This is a genomic window from Roseovarius nanhaiticus, assembly GCF_900156535.1.
GTDB classification, from domain to species: Bacteria; Pseudomonadota; Alphaproteobacteria; order Rhodobacterales; family Rhodobacteraceae; genus Roseovarius; species Roseovarius nanhaiticus.
Genome location: NZ_FTNV01000003.1, coordinates 131,269 through 145,970 on the forward strand (window position 1 = coordinate 131,269; position 14,702 = coordinate 145,970).

At 63.7% G+C, this 14,702-nt stretch carries 10 protein-coding genes; 5 read left to right on the forward strand and 5 right to left on the reverse strand.

Annotated features, from left to right (window positions below):
* Together BW975_RS13790 and BW975_RS13795 are read right to left on the reverse strand one after the other, a co-directional pair.
* Nucleotides 1–3,441 (reverse strand): pyruvate carboxylase, encoded by a 3,441-nt coding sequence (locus BW975_RS13790; RefSeq protein ID WP_076534914.1) that lies wholly within the window; start codon nucleotides 3,439–3,441, stop codon nucleotides 1–3.
* 180 nt (nucleotides 3,442–3,621) lie between these two features.
* Nucleotides 3,622–4,761: an alpha-hydroxy acid oxidase gene (locus BW975_RS13795; protein WP_170846593.1), complete on the reverse strand. Its 1,140-nt coding sequence runs from the start codon at nucleotides 4,759–4,761 to the stop codon at nucleotides 3,622–3,624.
* Between the two features lie 132 nt (nucleotides 4,762–4,893).
* Between BW975_RS13795 and BW975_RS13800 the strand changes: the two genes are divergently transcribed.
* Nucleotides 4,894–5,799 carry a DMT family transporter gene (locus BW975_RS13800; RefSeq protein ID WP_076534916.1) on the forward strand — a complete coding sequence of 302 codons (906 nt, stop codon included), beginning with the start codon at nucleotides 4,894–4,896 and terminating at the stop codon, nucleotides 5,797–5,799.
* A 132-nt stretch (nucleotides 5,800–5,931) separates the two neighbouring features.
* On the opposite strand, the gene BW975_RS13805 is transcribed toward BW975_RS13800, so the two are convergent.
* Nucleotides 5,932–7,488, reverse strand: a complete 1,557-nt coding sequence (locus tag BW975_RS13805) for an ABC transporter substrate-binding protein (protein WP_076534917.1) — start codon at nucleotides 7,486–7,488, stop codon at nucleotides 5,932–5,934.
* A gap of 327 nt (nucleotides 7,489–7,815) precedes the next feature.
* On the opposite strand from BW975_RS13805, the gene betI reads away from it, so the two are divergent.
* The 3 genes from betI to BW975_RS13820 all read left to right on the forward strand — a co-directional run bounded on the left by betI (nucleotide 7,816) and on the right by BW975_RS13820 (nucleotide 10,273).
* Entirely contained in the window at nucleotides 7,816–8,427 is a 612-nt protein-coding gene (gene betI / locus BW975_RS13810) for a choline-binding transcriptional repressor BetI (RefSeq protein ID WP_083687118.1), read from the forward strand.
* Entirely contained in the window at nucleotides 8,424–9,938 is a 1,515-nt protein-coding gene (gene betC, locus BW975_RS13815) for a choline-sulfatase (protein WP_076534919.1), read from the forward strand. Before betI ends, betC begins: the two co-directional genes overlap by 4 nt.
* A gap of 80 nt (nucleotides 9,939–10,018) precedes the next feature.
* Entirely contained in the window at nucleotides 10,019–10,273 is a 255-nt protein-coding gene (locus tag BW975_RS13820) for a YdcH family protein (RefSeq protein ID WP_076534920.1), read from the forward strand.
* Here BW975_RS13820 and BW975_RS13825 read toward each other — a convergent pair.
* Nucleotides 10,258–11,643 (reverse strand): helix-turn-helix domain-containing protein, encoded by a 1,386-nt coding sequence (locus BW975_RS13825; RefSeq protein ID WP_076534921.1) that lies wholly within the window; start codon nucleotides 11,641–11,643, stop codon nucleotides 10,258–10,260. The two genes, BW975_RS13820 and BW975_RS13825, sit on opposite strands and share 16 nt — an antisense overlap.
* Before the next feature lie 35 nt (nucleotides 11,644–11,678).
* The gene (locus tag BW975_RS13830) at nucleotides 11,679–12,908 is read right to left on the reverse strand and encodes a multidrug effflux MFS transporter (RefSeq protein ID WP_076534922.1); all 1,230 of its coding nucleotides are present in this window, start codon (nucleotides 12,906–12,908) and stop codon (nucleotides 11,679–11,681) included.
* A gap of 210 nt (nucleotides 12,909–13,118) precedes the next feature.
* Between BW975_RS13830 and BW975_RS13835 the strand changes: the two genes are divergently transcribed.
* Nucleotides 13,119–14,651: an acyl-CoA carboxylase subunit beta gene (locus tag BW975_RS13835; protein ID WP_076534923.1), complete on the forward strand. Its 1,533-nt coding sequence runs from the start codon at nucleotides 13,119–13,121 to the stop codon at nucleotides 14,649–14,651.
* Nucleotides 14,652–14,702 lie beyond the last annotated feature (51 nt).

Here is a 14,702-nt window from a genome sequence, read left to right on the forward strand (position 1 = left end):
CTACTCCAACTCGATCAGCAGATCCTTGGCGTCGATCTGCCCGCCCGGCGTGACGTGGACGGATTTGACCACGGCGTCGCGTTCGGCATGCAGGCCCGTCTCCATTTTCATCGCCTCGATGGTGAGCAGCAGATCGCCGGCCTTGACGGTCTTGCCGGCCACTGCCGACACGCTGGCCACGACCCCTGGCATGGGGGCACCGATATGGTTTGCGTTTCCAGGCTCGGCCTTGGGGCGGGCAGCGGTCGTCGCCTTGACCATACGGTTGGGCACGCGGACGACACGGGGCTGGCCGTTCAATTCGAAAAAGACGCGAACATCGCCGTCCTCGCCGGTTTCGCCCACGGCTTGCAGCCTGATTTCCATCGTTTTGCCAGGGTCGATCTCGGCGGTGATCTCTTCGCCCGGCTCCATCCCGTAGAAAAACGTGCGCGTCGGCAGAACGCGTACCGGGCCGTAGATGCGATGGCGGCCCATATAATCAAGGAAGACCTTGGGATACATCAGGTAGCCGTTCAGATCCTCGTCATCGACTGATTTGCCCTCCATCTGCGCGCGCGCCTCGGCGCGCGCGGCCTCCAGATCGACAGGGGGCAGATGCGCACCGGGCCGGTCGGTATTGGGCGTCTCGCCCTTCAGTGCCTTCGCGACCAGTGCCGCGGGAAATCCGCCCGGAGGCTGGCCCAGATTGCCGCGCAGCATGTCGATGACAGAATCGGGGAAGGACGTGTCGTGGTTCGGGTCCTCGACCTGTGCCCGGCTCAGCCCCTGGGACACCATCATCAGCGCCATGTCGCCCACAACCTTGGACGACGGGGTGACCTTGACGATATCGCCGAACATCTGGTTCACATCGGCATATGTCTGCGCCACTTCGGGCCAGCGATCCTCAAGCCCCATGCTGCGTGCTTGCTCGCGCAGGTTGGTGAACTGCCCGCCCGGCATCTCGTGCAGATAGACCTCCGAGGAGGGCGCCTGCATCGACGATTCGAAGGCCGCATAGTGCCCGCGCACATTGTCCCAGTAATCCGAGATTTCGCGCACCGCGCCGATGTCGATGCCGGTGTCGCGCTCGGTATGCGCCAGCGCCTCGACAACCGAGCCGAGCGTTGCCTGGCTGGTATTGCCGCTGAGCGCGTCCATCGCGCAATCGACGGCATCGACCCCTGCATCGGCGGCGGCGAGGATCGTGGCGCTGGCGATGCCGGCGGTGTCATGGGTATGGAAGTGGATGGGCAGGCCCACCTCCTCCTTGAGCGCGGCGATCAGTTGGCGTGCGGCGGCGGGCTTCAGCAGGCCCGCCATGTCCTTGAGGCCCAGCACATGCGCGCCGGCCTTCTCCATCTCGCGCGCCATACCGACATAATATTTCAGGTCATACTTTGCGCGGTCGGGGTTCAGGATATCGCCGGTATAGCAGATCGTGCCTTCGCAGATCTTGCCAGAGGCGAGGACAGCATCCATCGCGACACGCATGTTTTCGACCCAGTTAAGCGAGTCAAAGACGCGGAAGACATCGACACCGGTCTCGGCGGCCTGCCGCACGAATTCCTGTACCACGTTGTCCGGGTAGTTGGTGTAGCCGACGCCGTTCGACGCCCGCAACAGCATCTGCGTCATGAGATTCGGCATGGCCGCGCGCAGGTCGCGCAGGCGCTGCCACGGGCATTCCTGCAAGAAGCGGTAGGCGACATCAAAGGTCGCGCCGCCCCAGCATTCGACCGAGAAGAGCTGCGGCAGATGCGCGGCATAGGCGGGCGCGATACGGATCATGTCGCGGCTGCGCATCCGCGTCGCCAGCAGCGACTGGTGTCCGTCGCGCATGGCGGTATCGGTGATCAGCAGCTGCTTTTGCGCCTTCATCCAGTCGGCCACGGCCTGCGGGCCTTTTTCCTCCAGGAGGTTGCGTGTGCCGGGCTGTGGCGTGCCGCGCAGCTTGGGGGGCTGTGGATCCTTCAGCTCGCGGCGTGGCCGGGGGCGGTCCTTGGTCTCGGGGTGCCCGTTCACCGTGATATCCGCGATATAGGTCAGCACCTTGGTGCCCCGGTCGCGGCGCGAGCGGAAATTGAAGAGTGCCGGCGTGTCGTCGATGAACTTGGTCGTGTAGGTGTTGTCGAGGAATGTCGGATGCTTGAGCAGGTTCTCGACGAAGGCGATGTTGGTCGAGACGCCCCGGATACGGAATTCGCGCAAGGCGCGGTCCATCCGCGCGATCGCCGCCTCGGGCGTCTGCGCATGGGCCGTCACCTTGACCAACAGGCTGTCGTAGAACCGCGTGATGACGCCGCCCGCATAGGCCGTGCCACCATCAAGGCGGATGCCCATGCCGGTGGCGCTGCGGTAGGCGGTGATGCGGCCGTAATCGGGGATAAAGCTGTTCTGCGGGTCCTCGGTCGTGATGCGTGTTTGCAGGGCGTGGCCGTGCAGGCGGATCTCGTCCTGGCTGTCTTTGCGCGTCGCCTCGGCCAGCGTCTTGCCCTCGGCGATCTTGATCTGGGCCTGCACGATGTCGATGCCGGTGACCTCCTCGGTCACGGTATGTTCGACCTGCACGCGGGGATTCACCTCGATGAAGTAGAACTGCTCGTTGTCCATATCCATCAGGAACTCGACGGTGCCCGCGCATTCGTAATTCACGTGCTTGCAGATCTTGTAGCCCAGCTCGCAGACCTCGGCGCGCTGGGCGTCCGTGAGGTAGGGGGCGGGCGCGCGCTCGACCACCTTCTGGTTGCGGCGCTGGACCGAGCAATCGCGCTCGAAGAGGTGATACATGTTTCCGTGCTTGTCGCCGAGGATCTGCACCTCGACATGGCGGGCGCGCAGGATCATCTTTTCCAGATACCCCTCGCCATTGCCAAAAGCCGCCTCGGCCTCGCGCCGGCCTTCCAGTACCTTTTCTTCCAGCTCATCGGGCCCGTTGATAGGCCGCATGCCGCGCCCGCCGCCACCCCAGGAGGCCTTGAGCATCAGCGGATAGCCCACGGCCTCGGCTTCGGCGCGGATGGCATCCATATCCTCGCCCAGAACCTCGGTGGCGGGGATGACGGGTACGCCCGCCTCGATGGCGACGCGCCGCGCACTGGCTTTGTCGCCCAGTTGGCGCATCGTCTTGGCCTGCGGGCCGATAAATGTGATCCCATTTGCGGTGCAGGCATCGACAAAATCCGGATTTTCGCTGAGCAGGCCATAGCCGGGGTGGATCGCATCTGCGCCACATTCCTTTGCGACGCGGATGATCTCGTCAATGCTGAGATACGCGGCCACGGGGCCAAGACCGGCGCCGATACGGTACGCCTCATCCGCCTTGAAGCGGTGCAGGCCAAGCTTGTCCTCTTCGGCAAACACGGCGACGGTGCGCTTGCCCAGCTCGTTTGCGGCTCGCATGATGCGGATTGCAATCTCGCCGCGATTGGCAATCAGGATTTTCTTGAACTCAGTCATGGCGCGTCCCCATTCATCGTTTCTTGTGCGGGCGCTGGGCCCGGTTGCGCGCAGAGTGCAAATCGCCGCAGCGCAGCGCAACTTTATTCTGAGTTTGTAGGAATTGCCGGGGCAGGGCGCAACGGATGCGGCGCGTTGGCTACCCCTTTGCGACATTTGCTACCCGGCTGGGCGCGTGCATTACACACGGCTTATCAGCCGTGCAGGCAGGTCGGGCAGGCTGCGTGCGCCCAACTGGCCCATATTGGCAGTCATGTCCGCCGTCAAAATGCGCACGAGGTGGTCCAGCCCCTCGGGGCCAAGCGCGGCCAGCGCGTAATGCCAGGGCCGCGCCATCATGACGAAACTGGCACCAAGTGCGATGGCGCGCAGGATGTCGAGACCGCCGGTGATACCGCCATCGAAGATCAGGGGCAGGTCCGTCGCGGCGCGCATGAGCGGCAGCTGCCGGGCGCTGGCGGGTGCGCCGTCGAATTGGCGCCCGCCGTGATTCGAGATCCAGACCGCATCGACGCCCGCAGCCTCCAGCATCGGCAGATCCGCGGGATCGAGCACGCCCTTGACCACCAGCGGCCCGTCCCAATGTGCGCGCAGCCAGTCCAGATAGGCGGCATCGGGCGATGTGCGCAGCAGGTATCCCGCATGCGCGGTCGATGGCAGGCCCGAGGTATCACCCGCATATTTGTCGATCATCCGCATGCGCGGCATGCCGCGCTGCGCCATGCCCATCGCCCAGGCCGGGCGCATGGCAACTTGCGCCATGAGGCGCGGGGTCAGGCGCGGGGGCTGCGTCAGGCCCGAGCGCGTCTGACGCTCGCGCCGGGAGGCGACGGGCACATCGACTGTCAGCACCAGCACCGAAAAGCCGGACGCCTTCGCGCGCTCCAGCATGTCGCGGCGAATGCCCTCGTCGCGCGGCGGATAGAGCTGAAACCAGCCATGCGCGCCCAAATGCGGCGCGACGTCCTCGGGCGTCTGTGCCGCCACGGTCGAGAGGGTATAGGGCATGTCCGCCTTTGCCGCGGCGCGGGCCAGATGGCCCTCGGCATCCGGCCAGATCAGGCCCGACATGCCCACGGGGCCGATACCGAAGGGCAGGGCCATGTTCCGCCCGAAAAGCGTGGTCGTCAGATCGGGCGCGAATTCACCGTGCAGGATCGAGGGCATCATCTCGACCTCTTGCAGCGCGGCGGGGCCGGCATGGCGCGCGCGCTCGGTCCCGGTGCCGCTGTCGAGATATTCCCAGACGAAACGGGGCAGGCGCGCGCGGGCGCGGGCCTTGAGGTCGGCGATCGCGGGATAGGTGCTGTCATGGCTCATGCGCGGCATTTGGCGCGCGCGCCGCGCCCTTGTCCAGACGCGATTTGCGCGAATGAATACCCGTTATGCAGCGCGCCTTTAAGGCCTGCGGGCGGCTGGACATTCCGCCGCTCATCCCCTCTCAATGCACGAATGGATACCGAGACGAACGCGCGCCCCGGCTGGGGGATTTTCTGGATGGTCGTGACCGGCATCCTCTTTGTTGGCGTGACTGCACTGGTCAAGACGATCGGGCCGCGCATTCCTGCCGCCGAAAGCGCGTTCTTGCGCTACGCTCTGGGCCTCGTGTTGCTGATCCCGGCCATTCCGGCCATGCGGCGGGCGCGGATCACGCCGCGGCTTTGGACGATCTTCACCATACGCGGTGCGGTGCATACGGTGGGGGTGATGCTGTGGTTCTACGCCATGGCGCGTATTCCCATCGCGGATGTGACGGCGATGAATTACCTCTCGCCCATTTACGTGACGATCGGCGCCGCGCTTTTCCTGGGGGAGCGTCTGGCGATGCGGCGTCTGATCGCGGTACTGGTCGCGCTGCTTGGCGCCGTCATCATCCTGCGGCCGGGTCTGCGCGAGGTCGGGCCGGGGCATCTGGCGATGCTGGTCACGGCCATCGGCTTTGGCGGCTCGTATCTGCTGGCCAAGCTGCTGACCGATGAAAATTCGCCCGCGGTCGTGGTGACGATGCTGTCGCTGACCGTGACCGTCGGACTTGCCCCTTTCGCGCTTCTGAATTGGGTGACGCCCACGCTGCTGGAGCTGGTCACTTTGTTCGGGGTCGCGGTGCTGGCGACGGCGGGGCATTACACCATGACGCTGGCCTTCCGGGCCGCGCCGCTGGCGGTGACGCAGCCCATGACGTTTTTGCAACTTGTCTGGGCCGTCCTCTTGGGCGCGCTTGTGTTTGGCGAAGCGGTGGATCCCTTCGTGGTACTGGGCGGCCTCGTCATCGTGGGATCGGTCAGCTTCATTACATGGCGCGAGGCGATGCTGAAGCGCCGGGCGATCACGCCGCCCGCAAATGCGACGAAGTTCTAGGCGGCGCCGCGCAAAGACGGCCTTCACCATCCGCGCATGAAAAATGCCGCCGGGCAAGTCGCCCGGCGGCATCTGGCTGATCCGGAACCGGGGCGATGATCGCCCCGGCCTGAGTATACCGGCCTCAGTGGATCAGGCGAACCACCAACGCTCGGCCCAACGCTCGCCGTCCATGTCCCAGTTGGACGCCAGCGTCTCGGGCTTGCCGATCTTCTTGGTCGTGGCAAAGACGTAGTTGGCAAACATCGGAATGATGATCGCGCCTTGGGTGCTGACGATCTCCTGCAGCTCCCAATACTGCTGGCGGCGCTTGTCCTGGTCCAGCTCGGCACGGGCCTGAACCAGCAGCTCGTCGAACTTTTCGTTGCACCAGAAACCATCGTTCCACTCGGCGCCGCAGGTATAGGCGGTCGAGAACATCTGGTCCTGCACAGGGCGGCCGCCCCAGTAGACCGCCGAAAACGGCTTCTTCATCCAGACATCGGACCAGTAGCCGTCATTCGGCTCGCGCACGACCTTCAGATCGATGCCCGCGGCCTTGGCCGAGTTCTGATAGAGCGTCGCCGCATCGACCGCGCCTGCGAAGGCCGCGTCCGCTGCCGAGAGGCTGACCTCGAGGCTGTCGAGACCAGCTTCCTTGAGGTAGAACTTGGCCTTGTCTGGATCGTAGGTCTTTTGCTCCAGCTCGGTGTTGTAGAACTGCTGGCCCTGGCCGATCGGCACGTCGTTCCCGACCGAGCCATAGCCAAAGAGGATTTTCTCGACCAGCTCCTCGCGGTTGATGGCGTATTTCATCGCCAGGCGCACGTTCACGTCGTCATAGGGCGCCTGATTGGCGGACATGGCGAAGGTGAAATGCTGCGTGCCAGCGACCGAACTGATGTCGAGATCGGGGTTGCGCGACAGAAGGCCGATTGTCTTGAGGTCCAGCTTGTCGACCGTGTCGACATCGCCCGAGACGAGCGCGGTGGTGCGCGCGTTCTGGTCGGTCAGCGACAGCATCTCGATGCTGTCGAACCATGCCACATCCTTGCGCCAATGGTTTTCGTTGCGCACCAGCGTTGAGGTGACGCCGGGCTTGAATGTCTCAAGCACGTAGCTGCCGCAGCCATCGCCCGATTTCCAGTCGATGCCGTCATCCGTCGCCGGCAGGATCGGCAGGTGATAATCGCTGAGGATGAAGGGGAAGTCGGCATTGCCGCCGTCGAGGGCAAAGACAACCGTGTCGCCGTCGATGGTGATGTCCTGGATCGGTGCGACGATGGGTGTCGCTGCCGATACCGCGTTTTCGCCGCGGTGAAAATTGATCGAGGCGACCACGTCTTCGGGTGTCAGCGTCTTGCCCGAGTGGAACGTGATGCCGTTGCGGATCTTGAAACGCCATGTCTTGGCGTCTTCGGAGGCTTCCCAGCTTTCCGCGACGAGCGGCCCGACCGAGCCGTCGGCCAGCACTTCTGTCAGGTGGCCGTCCTTGGCGTGGGTGATGGCGATCGTATAGCCGTTTTCCCACGTGCCGGGATTCAGCGTATCGGTCGTCTGGCCGTGGCCCTTGCCGACGCGCAGATGGCCGCCCTTCTTGGGCGTCGAGGCATAGGCCCCGCCCAGCGGCAGCGACGCTGCGATGGCGCCAGCGGCGGTGGTTTTCAGAAATCCGCGCCTGTCGAGGCGTCCATTCGTGATGAGCGACATATGTAACTTCCCTTTTGTCGTTTCTCTCAAGGTCTTCTTGTCTCGTCCCGCCGGTCGCGGCGGGGGGTGCCTTGTGATCCCGGCTGTAAAATACACGGGGGCGGAGGCCGGGCCCGCCGGCCGCCTCTGCCCCGTTGCTTCGGGGCGGGCAGACCAGCCGCGCCGCATGAAGGTATGCCGCGGTGCGCCCAGCTTGCAACCGCTAATGGCGTGCGGAACGCCGCGAGCCTGCGGGATGCGGAAGTCTTCTGGTTATTGATTGACGAGTCAATAAAAAATAAGTAGCGCGGTTGTGAGCCTTGTGTGACAAAAAAAGGATGCGCCCGCGTGCCGAAAATCGGGATGGAGCCCATACGCCGCGCCGCGCTTGTCAGCGCCACGATCCAGGAGATCGGCGTTCAGGGCACGCTTGATGTCACGGTCGCGCAGATCGCGCGGCGTGCGGGCATGTCGCCGGGGCTGGCGCATCACTATTTCGGCTCCAAAGAGCAGATATTCACGGCGGCGATGCGTCATATCCTGACGCTATATGCTGCGCAGGTGCGCGGGGCGCTGTTGATGGCGCAGTGTCCGCGCACCCGGATCGAGGCGATCATTCGCGCCAGTTTCACGGCGATGAGTACACGCCCCGAGCATATCGCCGCCTGGCTGAATTTCTACGTTCAGGCCCGCAAATCGCCCGAGACTGCGCGCCTGCTGGCGATTTACCATCGCCGCCTCAAGTCGAACTTGCACCACGCTTTTGCACAACTGGCGCCCGCGCGGGCCGATATTCTGGCGCGCGGCGTCGCGGCCATGATCGACGGGCTTTACTGTCGTCATGCTGTGGCCGGGGGCGGAGATATCTCGCACGATGCCGTCGAGACGCTGATGCATTACGTGGCGCTGGCGCTGGACGATGAGACCCCTAACAACGCACCCGCAGGAGAGACTTCATGAGCCGTCCCAATATCCTCATCTTCATGGTTGATCAGTTGAATGGCACGTTCTTTCCGGACGGCCCTGCGGACTGGCTGCACGCGCCCAATATCAAGCGCCTCGCCGCCCGCTCGACCCGTTTTGCCAATGCCTATACCGCCAGCCCGCTCTGCGCGCCCGGGCGCGCCAGCTTCATGTCCGGGCTGCTGCCGTCGCGCAGCCGGGTCTATGACAATGCGGCCGAATTCGCCGCCGACATCCCGACCTATGCGCACCACCTGCGGCGCGCGGGGTACCAGACGTGCCTCTCGGGCAAGATGCATTTCGTCGGCCCCGACCAGATGCACGGATTTGAAGAGCGGCTGACGACCGATATCTACCCCGCCGATTTCGGCTGGACGCCCGATTACCGCAAACCCGGCGAGCGGATCGAATGGTGGTATCACAACATGGGCAGCGTCACGGGCGCGGGCGTTGCCGAGATTTCCAACCAGATGGAGTATGATGACGAGGTCGCCTATGAGGCAACGCGCAAGGTCTATGATTATGCCCGCGGCAAGGACGCGCGCCCGTGGTGCTTGACCGTCAGCTTCACCCACCCGCATGACCCTTATGTGGCGCGCAAGAAATACTGGGATCTCTACGAGGATTGCGAGCATCTGCTGCCCGAAGTGCCGGCGATGGACTATGACGCGCATGATTCCCATTCGCAGCGCATTTTCGACGCCAATGACTGGCGCAGCTATGACATCACCGAAGAGGATATCCGCCGCTCACGCCGCGCCTATTTCGCCAATATCTCATATCTCGACGACAAGATCGGCGAGGTGATGGAGGCGCTGGAGGGCACGCGGCAGGACAAGGACACGGTCATCCTCTTCGTGTCGGATCACGGCGATATGCTGGGCGCGCGGGGCCTGTGGTTCAAGATGAGCTTTTACGACGGCTCGTCGCGCGTGCCGATGATGATCGCCGCGCCGGGTATGGAGCCGGGGCGCATCGAGACGCCGGTCAGCAATATCGACGTCTGCCCGACGCTCTGCGATCTGGCGGGGGTGTCGATGGAGGAGGTCGCGCCGTGGACCACCGGGCAGTCGCTGGTCCCGTTGGGGCAGGGCGGCACGCGTGAAGAACCGGTGGCGATGGAATACGCCGCCGAGGCATCCTACGCGCCGCTGGTCTCGCTGCGTCAGGGCAAGTGGAAGTTCAATCGCTGCGCGCTGGATCCCGACCAGCTGTTCGATCTGGAGGCCGATCCGCACGAGCTGACCAACCTCGCCGCCGACCCGGCTCATGCCGAGACATTGCAGCATTTCAGCCAGATGGCCGAGGAACGATGGGATCTGGCGACCTTCGACGCGCAGGTGCGCGAAAGTCAGGCGCGCCGCTGGGTCGTCTACGAGGCGCTGCGCGAGGGCGGGTATTACCCGTGGGATTACCAGCCGCTGAAAAAGGCGTCCGAGCGGTATATGCGCAATCACATGGATCTGAACGTGGTCGAGGAAAACGCGCGCTTTCCGCGAGGGGAATAGCCAAGGTTTGATCCGGGTCAAAGCGTGGGCGGGCTTGCCCTTGCAAGCTATGGGCAACCTGCAACAAGAGGAGTCCGCAGATGACCCATGTCCCCCACCAACTGGCCGAAGAATTCCCCGACAAGGCTCAGGATATTGCAAAGCTGGAGCAATCGAACGCCCATTTCGCCAAGCTGGCCAAGGAGTATGACGAGGTGAACCGCGTCATTCACAAGGCCGAGACGAACGTGTCCCCGATGGACGAGTTGGCCGAGAGCGAGCAGCGCCGCAAGCGTGCCGCGCTCAAGGATGAGATCTACGCCATGCTGACGAAGCCGGCTCAGCCCACTTCGTAAGGTAGCACACCGCGCGCGTCTGGCCGTATGGTCAGACGCCGCTCCAGCGGCGGAATCGAGCGTTGATGGCAATTCGTGCGCTCGCAGATGCGGCATGAGATGCCGATAGGCTCGAAGGCCGCCGGATTGCCCAGGTCCAGCCCATCCGCATAGACCAGCGATGCGGCGTGTTTCACCTCGCAGCCCAGTGCGATGGCAAAGCGGCGCACGGGCGCGCCGAAATGGCCGCCCGGTTTCGACACGTCCCGCGCCAGATTGATATAGCGCACCCCGTCGGGCGTTTCGGCCAGTTGACGCAGAAAACGGCCCGGCGTCTCGAACGCGGCATGCACGTTCCAGAGCGGGCAGGCGCCACCGTAGCGCGCAAATTGCATGCGCGTAGCCGAGTGCCGTTTGGTGATCGTGCCCGCCTGATCGACGCGCACAAAGAAGAACGGGATTCCCTTGGCGCCGGGGCGCTGCAGCGTGCTGAGCCGGTGGCAGACCTGCTCGATCGAGGCGCCGAAACGGTGCGCCAGCATTTCCAGATCATGGCGGCAGTCCCGCGCCGCGTCCAGAAACGCGGAATATGGCATCATCGCGGCGCCCGCGTAGTAATTGGCAAGGCCGATCTTGGCGATGGCGCGCGCCTCGTCCGACTGGAATCGCGCAAGGTCCAGCGTGGCCTCCAGCAGTTGGTCTTGGGTCAGCAGCGCCAGTTGCAACAACAGCTGAAAGCGCCGCGTTTCCGGCGCCGCGCGCGCATTGAGATAGAGCGTGCCGCTGCCTCGGTCGAGGCGTCTCAGCGGCCCGTCATCGGCAAGCGCGACGGTGATGCCTACCTTTGCCAGAGCCTCGGCCGCAGCTTGGGGGTGGGTGGCCGACGCGGCAAAGCGTTCGGCCGCGCGATCGACCGGATCAATATAGTTGTCGCAATAATGGAAAAAATCGCGCACCTCGGTCCACGGACTTTGCTGTGCGTGGGCGCCCTCGGCCCCCAGCGCCTCGTCGAGCGAGGCCAGCCGTTCCTGCGTCTGGCGGTAGGCGGCGTGCAATTCCAGAAAGGCGCGGGCAAAGCCGGGTGCGTTGGATGCGACCAGGCGCAAATCGGCCAGCGCGGGCGGCTCGGCAAAGATCGGATCGGCCATCGCCTCGCGCATGTCGCCCGCCATGCGCTCGGCCTCGCCCGAGCCAAGCTCGGTCACGTCGAAGCCGAATTCCTGTGCCAGCGCCAGCACGACGGTTGTGCTGACGGGGCGGTTGTTGTTCTCCATCTGGTTTAGATAGGGCAGGGACACGCCGAGGCGGGCGGCGAAATCCTTTTGCGTCAAACCGATGCGCTGCCGCGTCTCGCGCAGCTTGGCGCCGGCGTAGAGTTTTCGGGTCGCCATACGCGCCTCATTTGCAAGTTAGCCTGACGCGCAGACTATGTTTGCAAACCTGCGCGCACAAGCCGTGCTTCGCGCCGCATGACCAGAAGGATCGTCGCAACGGCGCCGATCGCGGTGATCAGCATGATCCACAATAGAGGCGCCGCGCCCGACTGCGGCGTCAACGATATGCCCGCCAGCGCCGACAGGGCCGCGCCGCCGCCGATCATCATCGCGCCCGCCAGGCCGCTGGCCGTGCCTGCCAGATCGGGGCGCACCGAAAGGGCGCCCGCCGTCGCGTTGGGGATGGTCATGCCATTGCCAAGGCCCATGAAGATCATCAAGCCGAAAAAACTGATCGCCGATCCTAGCCCCGCGTAGATGAGAGCGAGGTTGCATGCGATGCCAAAAGCGTTCGCCAGAGTGCCCCAGAAGACCATCCGGTTCACCCCGATCCGCACGGAGTAGCGCCCCGACAGGAAATTCCCCGCGAAATACCCCAGCGCCGGGGCGCCGAAGTAAAAGCCAAGCTCCTTTGGGTTCAGCCCAAAGACGTGATCGCCCACATAAGGCGCGCCGCCGAGATAGGCGAAAAACGCGCCCGACGACAGCGCGGCGGCGCCGGCATAGCCCCAGAAGCGCAGCGAACGCAGCAGCACGGGGTATTCACGATATTGCTGCGCAAAGGTCAGGCCGCTGCCTTGGGCCGTTTCGCCCAGATCCGCCCATGTCATCGCAAGGATGAAAACGCCGATTGCCGTGAGTGCCCAGAAATTCGCTTGCCAGCCGAACGCTTCTTCTAGCATGCCGCCAAAGACCGGCCCCACCATCGGCACGACCGCCATGCCCATCGTGACATAGCCGATCATGCTGGCCGCGCGATCCTGCGGGACCATGTCGCGCACCACGGCCCGGCTGAGCACCATTGCCACCACAATGCCCGCCTGGATCATGCGAAAGGTCAGGAACATGGCGGCACTGGTCGAGAGCGCGCAGCCGATGCTGGCGAGGATGAAAATCACCATCCCGGCCAGGATCACGGGACGGCGCCCCAGCTTGTCCGAGATGGGGCCGATCAGAATTTGGAGCACTGCATTCACGGCAAGATAGAGTGCGACTGACAGCTGCATGAGACGGTAGGGCGCATCGAAATAGCTGGCCATGTTGGGCAGCGATGGCAGAAAGATATTCATCGCCAAGGCCGATAGACCGGTCATCAGGATCAATGTCGAGATATGCGGCGGTGTCTGGCGGTCCAGAAATATCGGGCGTGTCAGGTTAGGCATTCGCAATGGCTAGGCCCGCGCCGTGAAAGAGTCCATCTGGCCAACATGGGTTATGCAAGTTTGCAAATTGCATTCCGCACACTTGCCATGGTTTGCAAATTTGCCGAAAACCGCTGTTACGCGGGCGCGCTGCGGTATAGCCTGCGCTGAAACCGCCAGAAGGCCGCGCAGATCGGCCAGGATCAGACGGCCAGGATCAGGGAGAGCGCCATGAAGGATATCTTGCAAGAACTCGAGGATCGCCGCGCCGAGGCGCGCATGGGCGGCGGGCAAGCCCGCGTTGATGCCCAGCATGCCAAGGGCAAACTGACGGCGCGCGAGCGGGTCGAGCTTTTGCTGGATGAGGGCAGCTTTGAAGAGTTTGACATGTTCGTTGCCCATCGCTGCACCGATTTTGGCATGGAGAAAGAGCGCCCCTACAGCGACGGCGTTGTCACCGGCTGGGGCACGATAAACGGGCGTCTGGTCTATGTCTTCAGCCAGGATTTCACCGTCCTTGGCGGCTCGGTCAGCGAGACGCATGCCAAGAAGATCTGCAAGATCATGGATATGGCCGTGCAGAATGGCGCGCCCGTGATCGGGATCAACGATTCGGGCGGCGCGCGCATCCAGGAGGGTGTCGACAGCCTTGCGGGCTATGGCGAGGTCTTTCAGCGCAATATCACCGCTTCGGGTGTCGTGCCGCAGATCAGCGTGATCATGGGGCCCTGCGCGGGCGGCGCGGTCTATTCACCGGCGATGACCGATTTCATCTTCATGGTGAAGGACAGCAGCTACATGTTCGTCACCGGCCCCGACGTGGTCAAGACCGTCACGAATGAGCAAGTGACCGCGGAGGAACTGGGCGGCGCCACAACGCACACGCGAAAATCCTCGGTCGCCGATGGTGCATTCGAAAATGACGTCGAGGCGCTGGCCGAAGTGCGGCGCCTCGTCGATTTCCTGCCCTCCTCGAACCGCGAGAAGCCGCCCGTGCGCCCGTTTTTCGACGATCCGGGCCGGATCGAAGACAGTCTCGACACGCTGATCCCCGACAACCCCAACATGCCCTATGACATGAAGGAGTTGATCCTCAAGGTCGCGGATGAGGGCGATTTCTATGAAATCCAGGAAGAATTCGCCAAGAACATGATCACCGGTTTCATCCGGATCGAGGGGCAGACCGTCGGCGTCGTGGCCAACCAGCCCATGGTGCTGGCCGGATGCCTCGATATCGACAGCAGCCGCAAGGCCGCGCGGTTCGTGCGCTTCTGCGACTGCTTCGAGATTCCGCTGCTGACGCTGGTCGATGTGCCCGGCTTCCTGCCCGGTGTGACGCAGGAATATAATGGAGTCATCAAGCATGGCGCCAAGCTGCTCTTTGCCTATGGCGAGGCCACGGTGCCGAAGGTCACTGTCATCACCCGCAAGGCCTATGGTGGCGCCTATGTCGTCATGTCCTCCAAGCATCTGCGCGGCGATTTCAACTATGCTTGGCCCACCTCCGAGATCGCGGTGATGGGCGCCAAGGGCGCGACCGAGATCATCCACCGGGCCGACCGTGGCAATGCCGAGGCGCTGGCGGCCCACGCCAAAGATTACGAGGACCGGTTCGCCAGCCCATTCGTTGCCGCCGAGCGCGGGTTCGTTGATGAGGTGATCATGCCTCAATCCACGCGCAAACGTGTGGCGCGGGCCTTTGCGTCGCTGCGCGGCAAGAAGGCGCAAATGCCGTGGAAAAAGCACGACAACATTCCGCTGTAGGGCAGGGCGCGCGTGACCTCTAGTACGACATATCGGACCGCAGGGCCGGGA